Genomic DNA, 17766 nt, shown 5'->3' with positions numbered 1-17766 from the left:
TTTAGATAGGTGTGGGTGAGGATGCCTTCTTTTTTCTGTAAGTCTCTGATATTTAAACATTTATTCCGTATCCTGGTGGCCGCATCAGGATCCCCGATCGATGACCTATCCAAAGGTAGGTGAGAACCAACCCCTCCCCGGCCTAACCTTTTACCTCGTCGATCCTACTCAACCAATAACGATACAAAGAGGCGAACAATGAAAACGCAATATCTCTGCAAGAACCTGTTGGCGGCCGCTGGTGCGGCTCTGCTGTTTAATCACACAACCCTTGCCATGCAGATCGAAGAGGTGGTGGTGACCGCGCAAAAGCGGGCCGAGAATGTACAGGACGTTCCCATTGCCATCTCCGCCTTTCAGGGCGACGCCCTGAAAGAGCGCGGCGTCACCGACATTTCCAACCTGTCCAACGTGGCACCCAGCGTAACACTGGACGCGGGCACGCCTTTCTCCGGCTCCACCGCAGTACTCGGGGCATTTATTCGGGGTATTGGTTCCAATGACTTTGCCATGAATATCGACCCCGGCGTCGGGGTCTATCTGGACGGCGTTTATCTTGCCCGTTCGGTGGGAGCCAATCTGGATCTGCCGGATGTTGAGCGTATTGAAGTTCTCAAGGGCCCCCAGGGGACACTGTTTGGGCGCAACACCATCGGTGGCGCGGTCAGCGTGGTGACCCGAACCCCGGGCGACATGTTTGAGTTTGAAGCCGGTCTGACCATCGGCGAGGACGGTCGACAGGATTTTCGGGGTTATGTGGCGGTGCCCATTGCCGACGGTCTCAGCGGCTCGCTGGCGTTTGCCAGCAAGAACCGCGATGGTATCGGCGAGCGTATCGCCTTCCCTGGCGCCGATGGCTATGTATTCGAGGACATTACGGTTTTCCGCTCCGCCGGCTATGACGCAGCGTCCGAGGAAGGCGACCAGGATGAATGGACCCTGCGAGCCAAGTTGTTCTGGGATGCCTCCGACAGTGTCAATGTGACCTTGTCCAGTGATTATATGGAGCAGGATCAACAGGGTCAGAACAGTACGCTGCTGGCCACCCTGGGTGGACTCAGTGGTCTGTACAATACCTGTGTCAGTCTTACCACAGAGCAGCTGGCCGGTGCCGGGCTGACTAACATCTGTGGGGATCGCGGTACCCAGGTAAATCCGGACATGATCCTGCCCAGTTTCGCCAGCGCCAATGTGGACGCGGATCCCAACAATGACCGGCTGTTGTACAACGACCAGTTTCTGACTGGCAGCAAAGACAAAACCTATTCCACCGGCGCCAACTTTTCCAAGCTGCGCTCCTTCAGCGCCAGCGCCATTATCGACTGGGACATCAATGACAACCTGACGCTCAAGAGCATCACCTCCTATCGCGATCTCGACTGGGCCGCCGCCCAGGATATGGACGGTTCGCCCCTGGTGATCGCCGATAATTCCTTTTCCACCGTGCAGGACCAGCTGTCCCAGGAATTCCAGTTGACCGGCAGCGCGCTCGACGAGTCCCTGAACTTTGTGGTGGGTGCCTATTATTTCCAGGAAGACGGCGTACTGGTGGATCACCCCTCTTTTGGTCAGGGCCTGTTGCAGATCTACGGTCCAAACGATATCGAAACAGAGAACACAGCGGTGTTCGGCCAGGTGGACTGGCGTATCAACGACCTGGTGGGCATCACCATCGGTGGTCGCTATACCGTGGAAGACAAAAACATCGACATTGGCCAGGAGGAACTTAATGGCCTGGTCTACAAACTGCCGCTGAACGCGGCCAACGCCCAGACGCCGGTGGAAGAACTGGCGGCGATTGCCGACACGGTGCCTTTCCTGGTGGCGTCAGAGCCTCTGCTGTACGGCTTTGTCGACGAGCAGTCCGAGGAATTCAAAAACTTCTCCGCCAAGCTGGGCGTACAACTCTATCCCACTGAAGACATCATGGTATACGCCTCCTGGTCCGAAGGTTACAAAACCGGCGGTTGGACCACCCGCTTTACGGTACCCACCGAATCGGTGGAGCCGTTCGATGAAGAAGAGGCGACCACGGTAGAGCTGGGCATCAAGTCCCAATTGCTGGATAACAGCGTGCAGTTGAATGCGGCGGTGTTCGCCACCGACTATGAAAATATCCAGCTCAACCAGCAGGTCGGCGTCAGTCCCACCATCGATAACCAGGGCGACGCGGAAATCAAAGGGGTGGAAATCGAGCTGCTGGCCATGTTGAGCGAGTCGTTCAGTGTCAACGCCAACGTCAGTTATCTCGACGCCACCTTTTCTGAAATTCTGCCCGAGGCCTTTCTGGCGCCCAGCGAGTTGCAGGCCGGTGTCTACAAAGGCAGTGAGTTGCCGAAGACGCCCGAGTGGCAGTTCAACCTGAGTCCACGCTATGAGTGGTCCCTGAACAGCGGCGCCAGTGTGGTACTGCTTGCCGATTACACCTGGACCGATGAACTCTGGAACGACACGGAGCGCACCTATCTACTCAAACGCGATTCGGTGGAAAACCTGAATATGAGCCTGATCTTTGCGCCAGCCAGCGAGCAGTGGCAGGTCACGCTCGGCGCCACCAACCTGCTGGATGAGCGCTATCTGCAAACCGGATTCGCCCAACCGGCCACGGGCATCTTGAGTGGTACCTACAGCCGCGGCAGTCAGTGGTACGCGTCTTTCAGATACTCCCTGTAAATAAGAGGAATTAACGATGAGTGAATACAAAACAGTCTTTGGCTCCATGGACAGCTATGAAAAGGGCGATCTGGAGATCATTAACGACAATCCCAAGTACTACACCTTTTCCAATATTTTCGACGTGGCTCACCAGTCCGCGCCCTATGAAAAGGTGGTGGTGGCCAAAAACCAGGAATACGTGATTGAGGCCATTCGCAGCGAGGGTCAGTCGCCCTGGTACACCTGCTCCCACGATGAATACGTGTGGTTGATGGACGGTGAGGTCAAGATCGATCTGATCAAACTGGACGACGCCGAAAACTTTGCTCCCGTCGATATTGAGGGGACGGTGAAACTGGAAGGGGAACCCACAGGCAAGACCATGGGCTGGATCAAACTGGGCAAGGGGCATCAGGCACTGCTGCCCAAGGGGTCGGCCTACCGCTTCAGCGCCAGCGGCGTCGGGGTGATGATGCAACAGACTATTCAGGGATCGCTCACGGTCGAAAAGTGGGCGCAAATCTGCGAGTGCTGAACACGGGCCTTTTGCAAACCAAATAACAGGAGATAACACAATGGCGATGATCGAAGACAACAACAGCGAGCAGGTTCTGGATATCAGCGTGAACGCATCCGAGCCTCATCCGGATACAGGCTATCGCAGTTTTTCCATCGGCAGTTTTCGTTTTACCCGCGATGAGTATTTCACCACCATCGAATGGCAGGCGCCGAACAGCCAGCCCATGAGTCACAAGATGTCCGCGGATGCTTTTTTGCGGGCGCTGATGCGCGATGTGGCCTGGGGATTTTTCTACTCCCAGGTTAATTTTGATCATGTTTTTGGCACAAACAATCTCTACGGCCGGGTGGAAATGTACGCCGGCAGTTTCAACCCGGCATTCAGGGAGAAGGGTCTGGATCTGCTGGAAACCTTTGACTCACCGGTGTTGATGGAAACCTTCAAGGCCATGCTGGCGGACTGGACCAACGAGGGCTTTGATCCGTTTGCGGCACCGGAGGAAACCGGCCAGAGCTGGGCCGGGGGCAAACGCGGCAACAATATGGCGGCCATTGAGCGGGAGCGGGAAGTGGCCAAACGCCATCCCGGACTGCCCGGCGACATCGCCATCCGTTCCGATGACAACGGCTACCCCATCAATCGCGCGTTTGCGGACGTCACCCAGGAGCAGCCCGAGGTGCACGCCGAACCGGGCTTTGAAAACGAGGTTTCGGCGCTGAATATGTTCGCCTATCTGTCCCGCTCCGATGTCACCTGGAATCCGTCGGTGACGTCGATATGCAAGAACAGTCTCTACTGCCCCACTACGGAGGAATACATTCTGCCCATCAAACACGGCAATGACCGGGTGGAATGGTTTATCCAGATCAGCGATGAAATCTATTGGGAGGTGGAAGACAAAGAGAGCGGCAAGATGCGAGCCAAGGTGAATATGAAAGCCGGCGATGTGGCGGCCATGCCGGCGGATATTCGTCACCAGGGTTTTTCCAAAAAACGCTCCATGTTGCTGGTGTGGGAAAACGCCAACACGGAGCTGCCCAATATGCACGCCCGGGGCGAACTGCCGCCTTATCCGGTGGAGTTTTAATCCTGCCTGCGCGGCTGCCAGTTGTGACCCAGCTGGCAGCCGGACTTAAGCGATAACCGAAAATCAATCCGAGAGCAGAACATGACAGTGCAGAATCAATTATTTATCAACGGCGAGTTTGTCGATGCCATTGACGGTGGCCGCATCGATGTACTCAACCCGCACGACAACAGTCTGATCACGTCGATTGCCGAGGCGCGACAAAACGATATTGACCGGGCCGTCGCCGCCGCCCAGGCCGCTTTTCCGGCCTGGAGCCGGATGCAGGCGGCCGAGCGTGGGCATTTGCTGATGAAACTCGCCGATGCCATTGAAGCCAATATCGATGAACTGGTGGAGATTGAATCCCGCGATACGGGCCATCCTGTGCGCGACTGCCGCAATCTGGATGTTCCCCGCACGGCGTTTACCTTCCGTTATTTTGGCGGTATGGCGGACAAGGTCCAGGGTAGTGAAATTCCGGTCGAACCCGGCTTTCTTAACTACGTCAAGCGCGAGCCCCTGGGCGTGGTGGGGCAGGTGGTGCCCTGGAATTTCCCGCTGATGTTCACCAGTTGGAAGATGGGACCGGCGCTGGCGGCGGGCAATACCGTGGTACTGAAACCGGCGGAGCTGACTCCCCTGTCGACGTTGAAAATTGCCGAGTTGATGGCGCAGGTGGGTTTTCCTCCCGGTGTGGTCAATATCGTGCCCGGCTACGGGCATACCGCCGGTCAGTATCTTGCCGAACATCCCCAGGTGGCAAAGATCGCGTTTACCGGGTCGACGGACGTGGGTCGCAAAATCGTCGGCGCATCGGCGGGCAATCTCAAACGGGTGCAACTGGAACTGGGTGGCAAGGGTGCCAATATCGTGTTCGACGATGCCAACATCAAGGCGGCGGTCGGCGGCAGCGCCTTTGCCATCTTCCACAACCAGGGGCAAGCCTGCATTGCCGGGTCACGCCTGATTCTGCAGGAGTCGATTGCCGACGAATTTCTCGACGGATTCCTGACGCTGGCCCAGTCCATTCGCCTGGGCGATCCCTCGGACCCCAGCACTGAGATGGGGCCGCTGACATCAAAGCAACACCAGCAGCGGGTACTGAACTATTGCGATATTGCCCGGCAGGAGGGCGGTGAGATTCTGCTCGGCGGCAAGGTGCCGGACGATGTAGCACTCAGTGGGGGCTGCTATGTGGAGCCCACGGTGGTGCGGGCTCAATCCTCAGATCGCGTCTGTCAGGAGGAGGTGTTCGGCCCCTTTGTGGCGGTGACCACCTTTAAGGATGAAGAGGAGGCTCTGGCCATCGCCAACGGCACCCAGTATGGCCTTGGCGGCGGTCTCTGGACCCAGAATCTGTCCCGCGCCCACCGCTTTGCCGACCAGATGCGCAACGGCATGGTGTGGGTGAACTGCTACAAGCGCGTCAATCCGGGTTCTCCCTTCGGGGGCGTGGGCAGTTCCGGCTACGGTCGCGAAATGGGTTTCGAAGCCATGCACGATTACACCGAAGCCAAGTCCGTGTGGATCAACGTGGATGCACAGATTCCGCCGTTTTATCCCCGCTGAGCCACCTTGTCCCGAGAGGAGTCGCGCCATGCGCAATTTGACCGAAAGCAATATCACCGAAGCCACGCTCGCGCGCTTTGCCGATACCCCCGATCCACGCCTGCGACAGGTGATGTCGGCGCTGATTCGTCACCTGCACGGTTTTATCCGTGAGCTGGAACCGACCGAAGAGGAGTGGTTCGAAGCGATTCAGTTTCTGACGGACATCGGACAGTCCTGCTCGGATGTTCGCCAGGAAGCCATTCTCTGGTCCGATACCATGGGGGCCTCCATCCTGGTGGAAGCCATCAACCACCGCCGCCCCGAGGGGGCTTCGGAGTCGACGGTGTTGGGGCCTTTCTATCGTCAGGGAGCGCCGGAGTTTGAGCACAGCGGCGACATCAGCGGTGATACCGAAGGCGATTCGGTGCTGCTGCGCGGGCAGGTGTTGAATCTTTGGGGCGAACCCCTGGCAGGTGCCTGTCTCGATGTCTGGCAGACGGCCCCCAACGGACTTTACGAAGTGCAGGATGAAACGCAGCCCGAGTTCAATTTGCGCGGGCGCTTCTACACCGATGAGCGAGGCAACTTTGAACTGCGCACGGTGGCGCCGGTTTCCTATCCCATACCCACCGACGGACCGGTGGGAAAACTGTTGAATGCCACCGCGGTGCACCCCTACAGGCCGGCGCACATTCACTTTATCGTGTCAGCACAGGGCTACCAGCCCCTGGTTACCCAGTTGTTTACCGAAGGGGACGAGTACCTGCAATCCGACGCCGTGTTCGGGGTCAAGGACTCCCTGGTGGTGGAGTACCGGCCCTCCACCGGCAACGAGCGCTACCGAGTCGATCACGATTTTGTGCTGGTGCCGCAAACCCGGGGAGATCAATCATGACCCAACCCTTGACGTTGAAACAATCCATGACATTGAAACAGCCCTGGCTGGGCATACTTGCCAGCACGGTCTGTATGCTGCTGGCGCTGGCCATCTGCGCCCAGTTTGACGCGGCAACCTTTGGTACCTGGGTGACCTTGATACTGGTGGCCATGGTGCCGGCGCAGATTGTGTTGGGGCTGGTGTGGGAGACCCGCTACCCGGCGTTTATCGGCCGCCTGTCGCAACCCTTCAAAGGCCTGGCATTGCTGGGTTTGATGGTGCTGGCGGGGCTGCTGATTTCGCCCCTGATTATCGCTGTGGTCGGTGGCGGCAGCATGCCACCGACGCCGTTTGCCGTGATGTTTACCATCTTCAGTGTGGTTATCGCCTTTTGGCTGGTGATTGTTATGCAGTGCTGGCCGCTGACGGCGTTCACCGAATCCAAGGGGGCGATTGGCATCGGCGTCTGGTTGCTCACCTACGGTTTGTCTTACGGCTTGTATCTGTTGCTGTTCGACTTCGGATTTCTGCAGGCGGCGCCGTTCTACGCTCCAGCGCTGGATCCGCAGGGCTGGTTTAATGCCTGGCATGTGTTGTCCTTTGCCCTGACGGCCCTGGTGGTGATGCTGGCCTTGGTGCTGCTGGATTTCTGGCCGCTGACGAGTTTACTGAGTTTCACATCGGTGACGTTAAAACAACCGCTGTTTGGCACATTCACCACCCTGCTAGTGTTGTGGTTGAGTTATCTGCCCTGGTTTTGGTTTGTGCAGGTACAGGGGATGGATCCTGTGGTGTATATGGTGCGCGTTCCCGCGTCGATTATTTTCGGCCAGTTTGTGATGCTGATCATGATGCAGACGGCTCCGGTGCAGACATTGCTGCAGCCGCTAAAAGGATTGACGCTGTTGTCGCTTTCACTGCTGCTGTCCGTCTGTCTGTATCACTTCTACGGCTGGGCCAGCGACTTTGTGGTGGGTCCGCTGGCCAGTGGCGCGCCGGAGTATCAGCTGGATCTGTGGCTGGCCTCGGCGATGCTGGCGGTGACCTTTCCGCTGCTGGTTTTGCACGCGGACTTTCTTGGCTTCTGGCCCTTTGCCAGCGCCGAGGAGCAGGCTGAATCATGAACTGGAGAGAGATGTGTTTTGCGCCCGCCGCGGGTACGCGACTGGCCAATCTTGCCGAGTTACAGGAGGGCAGGGTGCGCGAAGCCATGTTCGGCAGCGGCAAGGATGCTTTCCGGCTGCTGCTGATGCGCGAGGGAGACGCTGTCCGCGTCTGGCTCAATCGCTGCCCCCATTTCGGTATTCCGCTCAATAACGAGCCCAACCGCTTTGTGCTGCTGCCAGAACGCAAGATTATGTGCGCGTTTCACTGCGCCGTTTTCCGCATAGACGATGGACACTGTGAAGACGGGCCGGTCAAAGGCGATACCTTGACACCAATCGAGATACAAATCGATGAACGCGGCGATATCCTGATTGCTGCTGAACCCACTTAATAAGAACCTGACATCATGCTGAACTTTGATTATCACGCTTTGCCATGGAACATTCTCTTTGGGGTTGATGCGCTGCAACGTCTGCCGCAACAGCTGGACCAGCTGGGGCTGCGCCGGGCCCTGGTACTGACGACACCGCAACAGGCGCAACAGGGGCAGGCCATTGCCGAGCTGCTGGGTAATCGAGCGGCGGGCCTGTTCAGTGAAGCGGTGATGCACGTGCCGGCGACGACCGTTGCTCAGGCGCAGCAGGTCGTCGATGAACTGCAGGCCGACTGCAGTGTGTCTTTGGGTGGCGGCTCCACCACGGGACTGGGCAAGGCGCTGGCGTTAAAAAATCAGCTGCCCAATATTGCCATACCCACCACCTACGCCGGATCGGAGATGACCAATATCTGGGGCATTACGGAAAACGAGCGCAAAGTCACGGGCAGGGACGACAATGTGGTGCCCAGTTTGACGCTCTACGATCCGCGCCTGACGCTGGGGTTGCCCGCGCGGGTGGCCGGTCCCAGTGGCATCAACGCCATGGCTCAGGCGGTGGTCAATGTGACGGCGACCAATCCCAACCCGATGGTATCGATGATGGCTCTGGAGGCGGTGCGAATGCTCAATCGCAGCTTGCCGCTGGTGGTGGAGCAGCCGCAGAACCTGGAGGCTCGATCAGAAGCGCTGTACGGGGCCATGCTCGCCGGCGCGTCTCTGGGCACTGGAGTGACGAGTCTGCATCACCGTTTGTGTCACACCTTCGGCGGCAGTTTCAATACGCCTCACGCCGAAACCCACACCATTCTATTGCCCTATTCAGTCGCGTTTAACGCCCGCGCCGTGCCCGGGGGCACTCGACAGCTAGCGCAAGCACTGGAGTCGGAGGACGCGGCAGCGGCATTGTTCCAGCTGGCTCGGCGGGTGGGTGCGCCGACCTCGCTCAAGGCCATTGGCTTCCGCCAACAGGATCTCGATCGAGCCGCCGCCATTGCCACGGAAAAACCGCTCGACAATGCCGAACCGGTAACGCGGGACAAAATCCGCCATCTGTTGGAGCACGCCTACGAGGGTATTGAACCCCGTGCCCCATACGCCCAATTCAACCACTGACAGCCAGGGTCAAAACCATGAAAAGTGTTCCTCAGATCAGTCTCGAACAGGCTGCGGCTTTAATTAACAACGGAGACACCATCATTGCCGGCGGCTTCGGAATGACCGGTAATCCCGTTCATCTGCTGCATGCGCTGGCGGAAACCGAAACCCGGGATCTGACTTACGTTGGCAACAATGTGGGCGAGCCGGGCCTTGGCGGCGGTCGACTGCTGCGCAATGGCCAGCTGCGCAAGGCGGTGGGTTCTTACTTTACCAGCAATCCGGAAGCGGTCAGGGCGGCTCAGTGCAACGAACTTGAGGTCGAACTGCTGCCCCAGGGCACACTGGGTGAGGCCATTCGTGCGGGCGGCGCCGGGCTGGGTGGCTTTTTTACCCCAACGTCCGCCGGTACTGCACTGGCGCAAGGTCGCGAGAGCCGTGTTATCGATGGCAGGGAGATGGTTTTTATCCCACCGCTGCGAGGCCAGGTATCACTGGTTCGCGCCTGGAAGGCCGACACCGCCGGCAATCTCCAATACCGCATGACCGAGAGCAATTTCAACCAGGCCGCGGCCACCGCTTCCGACCTGGTGATTGCGGAAGTGGAGGAAATCGTCGCGGTGGGTGAGCTGGATCCCAATGCCATTCACACCCCCGGCTGTTTTGTGGATTACCTGGTGCAGGCGCACACCCGCGAGGAAGATCTGGGCTCTTCGGCCTCGGTCTCCAGCAGTCTGAAAAAGGTCGACAGCACACGCATGCATATGGCCAGGGCGGCCTTGCAGGAGCTCAATCCCGGCGACGTGGTCAACCTGGGGATCGGCATACCCACCCTGGTGGCCGACCTTATCGGGCCGGAAACGGGCATTGTGATGCATACGGAAAACGGCATGCTCGGCGTTGGCCCCGAACCGGAAAGTGGCGGCGCCATGGACTATCCCGTCAACGCCGGCAAGATTCCGGTGACGGCGCTGCCGGGCGCCAGCTATTTTGACAGTACCACCTCGTTTGCCATGATTCGTGGCGGGCACGTGGACGTGGCCATCATGGGTGGCTTGCAGGTGGATGCGGAGGGTAATCTTGCCAACTGGGCGGTGCCCGGAAAGCCGCTGCTCGGTGTCGGCGGCGCCATGGATCTGGCCTCGGGCGCCGACAAACTGGTGGTGACCATGCTGCACACCGACAAACAGGGTAACACCAAGGTGAAACGTCGTTGTGATCTTCCGTTGACTGCGAAAGGCGTGGTGGATGTGTTGATTACCGATCTGGCGGTGTTTCACTTCCGGCGGGGGCGCATGACGTTGGTTAGATTATTACCAGGTGTCAGCGTTGAACAGGTGCGTGAATGCACCGAAGCGGAATTTGATCTGGATCTGATGTAGCAGCGCGCTCTGACCGCGACGGGGCTTGCACTAACTTATGAAGTGCCGCGTCCGGTCGCGCTCAGAGCGCGCTGCTACGCACGAACAGTAGCACTGGGGATCTACTCAGGCAGCGGGATAAACTCGACGTCGTCCCCTGGAATTCTGGGAAACTGTCCAGTGCGCCAGCGTTCTTCCGCTTCCCGTATCTTGTCCATTGAATAAGCCACGAAGTTCCAACGCAGAATCGGCTCCTTCTCCAGCTTCTTACCACCCAGGAGAAAGTAACGACTGTTGCTGACAGTTTCGATGGTCTCCTCATCTTCCAAGATGACAAATTGACCTGCTTTAAAGTTCTCGGAATCGATCTTTACCTCGCCTGAAATGACATAGCAGGCGGTTTCCGACAAACCGCAAGGTCTTTCGACAACGGCGCCGGCTTCGGTAATCGCGTCCAGATAGAACATAGAGGAGTAGGTTTTGACCGGCGAGGTATAGTTATAAGCCTCACCCGCGATCAAACGCATAAGGACTTTTTCCCGATGGATATAAGGCAGCTGCGCGCGGTTTACGTGCAAAAAACTCGGTTCCATATCGCTCTTGTCTTCTGGCAGCGCGATCCAGCATTGCAGGCCGTTGAGCACGTGATCCTTGCCACGGGTTTCGATGGTTTCCCGTTCCGAATGGACGATGCCTTTTCCCGCCGTCATCCAGTTGACATCGCCTGGGCTGATCTCCTGGATGGTTCCAAGGCTGTCGCGGTGTAACATATTCCCCTCCATCAGGTAGCTGATGGTGGCAAGACCGATGTGGGGATGAGGCCTTACGTTTATGCCCCGGCCGGCCGGGAATTCAGCCGGCCCCATGTGATCGACAAATACAAACGGACCGACCCGGCACTGATTCTGATTGGGGATAATTCGAGAAACTGAAAACCCGCCAAGGTCCTTTCGGGCAGAGCTGATTGCGTAAGCCATGTTTCACACCTCATCTTGTTCCAGATTTCGCACCCTTGGTCCCGGTCAGCCCGCCGAGTGCCGGTTCGGCCAGATTTCGTCAAGGGGCTTGCGGGGCGAGGGCTGTTCCTTTTCAGCGAGGGCTTCAGGCAAATCCGTTTTATCCCCAATTTCTCCGATAGCAAAACCCATCACAACGTCATGGCTATTGTTATCCAGTTGCAAATAGGTGGCGATCTCATCGTACTTTATACCCCCCATGCCATGGCTGCAGAGACCCTCCCTTTGGGCCTGCAGGCACAGGCTCATCCAGGCGGCACCGGCATCGAATCGTGCGTGTTGATTCTCGGTATTATTGCGGGCGAAATGTCGCTCGACGACCAAAAAGCCGATGACAGCGGCGTTTTTCGCCCATAATTGATTGCCTTCGAGCAGCAAGTGCAGGAATTCCTCAAAGTTCTGCTGATTAGAGGTGTAGAAACGCCAAGGCTGTTCATTGAAACACGAGGGCGCAAACCGGGCGGCGTCAATCAGCCTTGCCAGTACATTGTCAGGTACCGGTGTCTTCTTGAATGCCCGCGGTGACCATCGGGTTGGAAACTGTGGGTCTACGCCTGATAAGGGGTCTCGCAGTGAAAAGTCAGTGGCATCGCTCATGGTTTTATCCTGCCAAAAGTTCAGTCAATGGCTTTTTAGCATAGTCGATGTATACGTATGTCGCTACGTGAAGTGAATGAGCGGGGACCTGTCAGTTTTCCAATCCTGGTGTCACGCCTTTAAGCACTCAATAACGCGATCGATTTCCTGTTCAGTGTTATAGATATGCGGCGACATCCGCAATCCCAACGGCCTCACATCAAACAGTACCCCGGCTTCATCTAGCGCCGCCTTGACCTGATCCTGTCGCGGGAACTTTAACACCAGAGTGCCGCCGCGCAGCTCCGGTTTAACGGGTGTTACGGAATACTCCGGCTCAATACTGTCCAGCACCTTCTGGGTCAATCGCAGGTTGTGCTCACGCACTTTGGCGATGCCAATACTGTGCATTTGGCGAATGCTGTTAGTGGCGACTACGTAGGGCAATACCGAAGGTGTTCCTCCCCAAAAACGAGAGGCGTTGTCTGCGTACTCAAAGTTGTGGATGTCAAATTCAAATGGGTCTTTGTGAGAGAACCAGCCGACATCGGCAGGCTCCAGGCAGGTGACTACATCGGCGTCCACCCACATAAAGCCGGCGCCGGGGCCACCGCAGAGCCATTTTACGCAGGAACCCACGACGACATCGGCTTGCCATTGTTGAAAATCAATGGGTACAGCGCCGCTGGACTGAGCAATGTCAACAATCGAAAAAATGCCACGATCACGAGTCAGGCGTGTAATCTCCGTTACCGGAATCTGACGACTGGTATTGAAGTGGACATGAGTGACGAGCGCGCAGGCAACGTCGTCCTGTAAGGCATCGGCCCAGGTATCTACGAATTGTGGGTCAGCTTCGGTTGGCAGAAAACGCACGCTAAAGCCCAGGCGCTCCGCTTGCTTGAGGGTAAAGCCTACAGAGGGGAAGTCGTTTTCTGTCATCAGAATAACGTTTTTGCCATCCCGTTTTGGCAGCGCTGTCAGTGTTTTTGAGATGGCACTGGAAATATTGGTCTGTGGACAGAACTGTTCGGCGTTAGTATTAAATAACTCAGCCAGGGCCTGGTTAAATTCGCCCAGGGCGTTCATCCACAGTGGCCAGGGATCGGGGGTGCCGTTTTCCCAGGCATCGAAGAATTGTGCACCGACATGGTCTCGGGCGCTGGTCGGCATGCGGCCGACGGAGTGGTTCAGCAGGTAGATGCCTTCGGCTGGAACAAACAGGTTTGCTGTCATCTTTGGTCCCGTCAGTGGGTGTCTTTGGCAAAAAGCACAAAAGTGCGGTTCAGGGCCGCACTTTTGTAATGATAGTTTTAATTATTAGTCACAGCACCGAGTTACGCAGCTTTTGCATATCGGCGTAGCGAGTAGGGATATCGTCCCGGTCGGCTGCAGAGCGCAGGTCGCATAGCTTGCGCAGGCCTTTCAGCAATACGGGCAGCGGGGGACCACTGGCGGTCAGGCCGGGTCGGTTGGTCAGGTCGTTGCTGTCTGCGGGTTTCTCGATAAATTTGGCCACCAGTTGCTCGTGATGTTGAATGGCGGTTTCGCCATGGGCTTCGCAGACTTCCAGGAACAGCTTAACGTTTTGCTGGAACCATTGTTTTTGGCCGTCACTGTCAGAAACTTCCAAAAAGCTATCGAGCAGGCTCTTGCGGCGCATGCAATCGCGCAGGACCAGCTGGTCTTCTGGGCGCATAAACAGGAATTTGTCGACCAGCAATTGCGAGTAGTAGGGGTCGTCGGCACGACAGACGCCTAACAACAGATCGATGACGTTGATGCCGGCAAAGTCTCCGGCGTTGGCACCGCGGTATTCGTGTAATCCAACCCGATGGGGTTTGTAGTAGGGGCGTACGCAGTAAAAGAAGCGGTCGATATCGAGTTTCTCGAACAGAATGGCGTTGTTGTCGACCACATCCTGTAAGGCGCTTTTGGCAGCTTTTAACAGATCGTAAGTCACCGGGTGTGACACACCCAGGGGCAGGGTGTGCAACAGAGCCTCAGAGGCGCGGATGTAGGCGAATACACTGCGGGTGTTGTAATCCAGAAAGATTTTTTCGTCTTCCAGGCTGGTAAAGGTTTTGTAGAGACCGTCCTGGGCGCGATTGTGGGTTTCCAGGTGGGCAGAGGCAAAACGTGGAATCATGCCAAGTGAGGCCCCCAGTTGCATAGCCAGTGCCGAGGCTTCTTCAAGCGGAGACTTGGCTTCGCGAGAGGGTTCGGTGATCTCGTGGCGGCGACAGGCGGCCATATAGAAGCCGACATTGCCGAGCAGTTCAAAGCCGCTGTCAAAGCCTTCGTCTGTATTGCCTTCTTTCAACAATTGAGCGATGTAGGACTTACCTTCCTCCACCAGCTGTTGCTTGATGTTGTCGCCAACGCCTTCGACGTTCTCTCGAGCCTCCTGGGCGAAATACATTTCGTCCAGCTCGGTATTCATGGCCTTGAAGTCGGTGCGAATCCAGTGGTCAAACGTCTGGGCCAGGGGGGTGCTCATATCCTCTTACCTCTGGTGGGTTGCTGTTGATGTTGTGAGGTTATTGTAGGAGTTTTTCGCTAGCCGAATTGGTCAAATATTGCTATGTTGGCGTCTTATATTGGAGCTTTCTTAACGATTTTTGTATTTGGTGAGCATAATATGTCATATGGCGACTCAAGAGTGACCGACAAGACTGACCGCCGCATCCTCGAATTGTTGCAGGCAAATGCCCGTATCAGCAACGCGGACCTGGCGGAACAGGTGAATTTGTCTCCAACCCCCTGCCTGCGCCGGGTCAGACGTTTGGAGGAGCAGGGGGTTATCAAGCAGTACGTGGCCGAATTGGACCGGGAAAAGATCGGTCTGCATATCTCTGCCTTTGTGTTTATCCAGCTGGAGCGCAACAGCCTGGAGAACGGGGCGGCTTTTGAGCAGGCGGTGAAGGAGCTGGAGGAGGTGATGGACTGTTTTGTACTTACCGGTGAACATGATTATTTGTTGAGGGTGGTTTCTGAAGATCTGAGCAGCTACGAAAAGTTCGTCAAAGAAAAGCTCGCCGGCATTCCCCAGGTGGCAAAGATCGATACCACCATCATCCTCAACCAGGTGATGAGCCGCAGCCGCTTACCCATTCCCCGTTAGTGGCAAATTGTGACACCTGTGTCAGCTATGGCTCGAATATTGGCTGATTTGGGCATAGGCAGGAGACCACAAGCCGCTGATAATCAGTGCCTGCTACCCAAAACGATGAGTTGTATCTATGTCTTTCAGTCTTGACGCCGCCACAGAGCTTACGCCGCTGGCAGAAGGCCTCTATCACCGCCCGCCCGCCGATGACTATTACAACGTCATGAGCATGTTTGGCGGCTGGGTTCTGGCTGTTGCCGTGGAGGCGGTCAGTCATCACCCCAAGCAGCGGGGCGAATTGATCAGTATCAGTGCCAACTTTGCGGAGGGAGTGCAGCTAAAAGATGTGTACGTCCAAGCGAGTTTGCTGCGGGCAAGGGCGCGTACGGACTTTTGGCGTGTTGAGGTTCGCTCCGGACAGGGTGCCGACGCCGCTGTGCTTTGCAGTGTGGAAATGGTCTGGGGGTCCCGGAAGGAATCGGAGATGGATTATGCGGTCAGTTTTCCTGAAGTGAGTTCTCCGGAGGCGCTGGAGATACTGGATACCAAAGGATTTCCCAAATGGTTTGATCGCTATGCCATGCGTCCGCTCCAAGGTAAACCCATGATGCCCAACGAAACGCCCAAATCGCTCAGCTGGGTCTGCGAACGGGATCAACGCCCCCTCGATGCCAAGGGGCTGGCGGCATTGTCTGATGTTTTCCCTCCCCGTTCGCTGTTGTTGGGTCCCGAGCCAAAAGGTGGTTCCACCGTTACTTATTCCCTGTATGTGTTTGCCACCACAGAAGATCTGGCCAAAGTCAGCGGTCGCCCTCTCCTGTTGCAAGGTGATGGCAGCATTGTACGGTCCGGCGTCTTCGACCAGCGTGGTTTGCTCTGGTCGCCCGAGGGACAACTGTTGGCAGTGACCAACCAAATGGGTTTCTACCGCTAGTCCTCCTCATCCCCAAAATATCCACAATTTTGGGGATTACCGGATTCTCACCCGCTCACTAACATGATCCCTACGCTGATCAACAGCGTGTTCATGTGCAGTTGCGAAGGTGAAGTCCGTTATGGAATCCATCCGTTATTACCACCAGCGCCTGACCGAGGGTTCAACCACGGTCGCAAGGCGTCTGGACACTCTGGCCGCTAATTTTCCCTGGGCGCAGGCCTCCAATACCCTGATTCAATGGGATCTCGATGCCGCTCGTGCGCAGGCTCGGGCAATGGATCAGGAGCTTGCCCAACACAACCATTTGATCGACTTTGAACGCTACCCTTTGTTTGGCGTGCCCATCGTCGTCAAAGACAATATCCATGTGCAGGGGTTTACCAATACTGCCGGCACGCCCGCCCTGAAGAATTTTGCTCCGGCCCAGGATCAGCACTGTGTGGCACGATTGCGCGACGCGGGTGCCATTATTCTAGGAAAAGCCAACCTCCACGAATTGGCCATGGGGATCACCAGCAAGAACGGATTTTACGGTGCTGTGGTGAATGGTCGTCACGAAGGCAGGATTGCGGGAGGCAGTAGCGGTGGTACCGCTGCGGCCATTGCCGCCGGTGTCGCCATGGCCGGGTTGGGGACGGACACTGGAGGTTCCGTCCGTATACCGGCAGCATTAAATGGCATTTGTGGATTCAGACCCAGCAGTGGTCGTTACTCCCAACAGGGTGTCACTCCGGTATCTCCGACTCGGGACACTGTGGGGCCCATGGGGATGTGCGTCGAGGATCTGAGTCGTATGGATGCGGTTATCAGTGAAGATCATTCCCTTCCGGACGTTCGTCTGTCGCAGTTGCGATTGGGGGTGGTGAGAGAAGCGTTTTGGCAACCCCTGGATCCTTCCCTGCAAACAGTGATGGAACAGGCAAGTGAACGTCTGAGCAACGCAGGCGTGGCACTGGTGGAGTTGGATGCTCCTGAACTGCCATCGTTGGTGGCCGCCAGTGGCTTTGCCATTGTGTTTAACGAGTTGGCACCGGCGTTGAATAATTATCTTCAATCGTTTGAGACCGGGATTGAGCTCGAATATTTGTTAGCAACAGTGGCCAGCCCTGATGTGAAAGCGGTACTGCAAGAGTTGGATAACCCCGAGTTGGTGAATACAGAAACTTACCAGGCAGCGCTAAACAGTCGAACGCAACTTATCGACACCTATCGCACTCTGCTGCGGGAACATCGATTGGATGGTTTATTACTTCCCACCACTGCGCTGCCCGCTGCAGACATTTCCAGCTGCGGTGAAACGGTAGAGTTCTGCGGTCAACAGCAACCTACCTTTCCCACATATATTCGCAACACCGAGCTGAGTTCATTGGTGGGATCGCCCAGTCTGTCTATTCCCTGTGGTCAAACCCAAGCGGGGTTGTCGGTGGGGTTGGAGATTGACGGAGCAGAACATCAAGACCGCCGTCTGTTGGCGATTGGATTGAAAATCGAAGAACTATTACAGCAACCATAACTCT

16 protein-coding genes are annotated in these 17766 nt (G+C 56.6%); 12 read left to right on the top strand and 4 right to left on the bottom strand.

Going from position 1 to position 17766, the window contains the following annotated elements; genetic code table 11:
* Nucleotides 1-198: 198 nt before the first annotated feature.
* The 9 genes from HBA55_RS12390 to HBA55_RS12350 all read left to right on the top strand — a co-directional run bounded on the left by HBA55_RS12390 (nt 199) and on the right by HBA55_RS12350 (nt 10632).
* Entirely contained in the window at nt 199-2673 is a 2475-nt protein-coding gene (locus HBA55_RS12390; protein ID WP_166991342.1) for a TonB-dependent receptor, read from the top strand.
* A 16-nt stretch (nt 2674-2689) separates the two neighbouring features.
* Nucleotides 2690-3190, top strand: a complete 501-nt coding sequence (locus tag HBA55_RS12385; protein ID WP_166991339.1) for a cupin domain-containing protein — start codon at nt 2690-2692, stop codon at nt 3188-3190.
* 40 nt (nt 3191-3230) lie between these two features.
* Nucleotides 3231-4262, top strand: a complete 1032-nt coding sequence (locus tag HBA55_RS12380) for a hydroxyquinol 1,2-dioxygenase (RefSeq protein ID WP_166991336.1) — start codon at nt 3231-3233, stop codon at nt 4260-4262.
* Between the two features lie 81 nt (nt 4263-4343).
* Nucleotides 4344-5813: an aldehyde dehydrogenase family protein gene (locus HBA55_RS12375; protein WP_206019770.1), complete on the top strand. Its 1470-nt coding sequence runs from the start codon at nt 4344-4346 to the stop codon at nt 5811-5813.
* Between the two features lie 28 nt (nt 5814-5841).
* Nucleotides 5842-6690, top strand: coding sequence for an intradiol ring-cleavage dioxygenase (locus HBA55_RS12370; RefSeq protein ID WP_166991334.1), 849 nt, complete (start codon nt 5842-5844; stop codon nt 6688-6690).
* A complete protein-coding gene (locus HBA55_RS12365; protein WP_166991331.1) occupies nt 6687-7796 on the top strand; it encodes a hypothetical protein in 1110 nt (369 codons plus the stop codon). The genes HBA55_RS12370 and HBA55_RS12365 overlap by 4 nt, the downstream gene beginning before the upstream one ends.
* A complete protein-coding gene (locus tag HBA55_RS12360; RefSeq protein ID WP_166991328.1) occupies nt 7793-8170 on the top strand; it encodes a Rieske (2Fe-2S) protein in 378 nt (125 codons plus the stop codon). Before HBA55_RS12365 ends, HBA55_RS12360 begins: the two co-directional genes overlap by 4 nt.
* Before the next feature lie 15 nt (nt 8171-8185).
* The gene (locus tag HBA55_RS12355; protein ID WP_166991325.1) at nt 8186-9268 is read left to right on the top strand and encodes a maleylacetate reductase; all 1083 of its coding nucleotides are present in this window, start codon (nt 8186-8188) and stop codon (nt 9266-9268) included.
* A gap of 17 nt (nt 9269-9285) precedes the next feature.
* Nucleotides 9286-10632: a 3-oxoacid CoA-transferase gene (locus HBA55_RS12350; protein ID WP_166991321.1), complete on the top strand. Its 1347-nt coding sequence runs from the start codon at nt 9286-9288 to the stop codon at nt 10630-10632.
* A gap of 101 nt (nt 10633-10733) precedes the next feature.
* Here HBA55_RS12350 and HBA55_RS12345 read toward each other — a convergent pair whose 3' ends face one another.
* The 4 genes from HBA55_RS12345 to HBA55_RS12330 all read right to left on the bottom strand — a co-directional run bounded on the left by HBA55_RS12345 (nt 10734) and on the right by HBA55_RS12330 (nt 14703).
* Nucleotides 10734-11588, bottom strand: coding sequence for a pirin family protein (locus HBA55_RS12345; protein ID WP_166991318.1), 855 nt, complete (start codon nt 11586-11588; stop codon nt 10734-10736).
* Nucleotides 11589-11633: 45 nt separating this feature from the next.
* Complete coding sequence (locus HBA55_RS12340) at nt 11634-12224, bottom strand: nitroreductase family protein (RefSeq protein ID WP_166991316.1); 591 nt, start codon at nt 12222-12224, stop codon at nt 11634-11636.
* Nucleotides 12225-12335: 111 nt separating this feature from the next.
* The gene (locus tag HBA55_RS12335; protein WP_166991313.1) at nt 12336-13439 is read right to left on the bottom strand and encodes an aminotransferase class V-fold PLP-dependent enzyme; all 1104 of its coding nucleotides are present in this window, start codon (nt 13437-13439) and stop codon (nt 12336-12338) included.
* Between the two features lie 88 nt (nt 13440-13527).
* Nucleotides 13528-14703 (bottom strand): PrnB family protein, encoded by a 1176-nt coding sequence (locus HBA55_RS12330; RefSeq protein WP_166991310.1) that lies wholly within the window; start codon nt 14701-14703, stop codon nt 13528-13530.
* Nucleotides 14704-14844: 141 nt separating this feature from the next.
* Between HBA55_RS12330 and HBA55_RS12325 the strand changes: the two genes are divergently transcribed.
* From HBA55_RS12325 to HBA55_RS12315, 3 genes are all read left to right on the top strand, one after another.
* Complete coding sequence (locus tag HBA55_RS12325) at nt 14845-15327, top strand: Lrp/AsnC family transcriptional regulator (RefSeq protein ID WP_166991307.1); 483 nt, start codon at nt 14845-14847, stop codon at nt 15325-15327.
* 118 nt (nt 15328-15445) lie between these two features.
* On the top strand, nt 15446-16246 hold the full coding sequence (locus tag HBA55_RS12320) for an acyl-CoA thioesterase (protein WP_166991304.1): 801 nt from the start codon (nt 15446-15448) through the stop codon (nt 16244-16246).
* Nucleotides 16247-16367: 121 nt separating this feature from the next.
* Nucleotides 16368-17762, top strand: a complete 1395-nt coding sequence (locus HBA55_RS12315) for an amidase family protein (protein ID WP_166991301.1) — start codon at nt 16368-16370, stop codon at nt 17760-17762.
* The last annotated feature ends 4 nt before the right edge of the window (nt 17763-17766 follow it).

It is taken from the genome of Pseudomaricurvus alkylphenolicus, assembly GCF_011683955.1.
GTDB classification, from domain to species: Bacteria; Pseudomonadota; Gammaproteobacteria; order Pseudomonadales; family Cellvibrionaceae; genus Pseudomaricurvus; species Pseudomaricurvus alkylphenolicus.
Note: the sequence above shows the minus strand (reverse complement) of the source record. Positions and strands in the feature narration are given on the sequence as shown.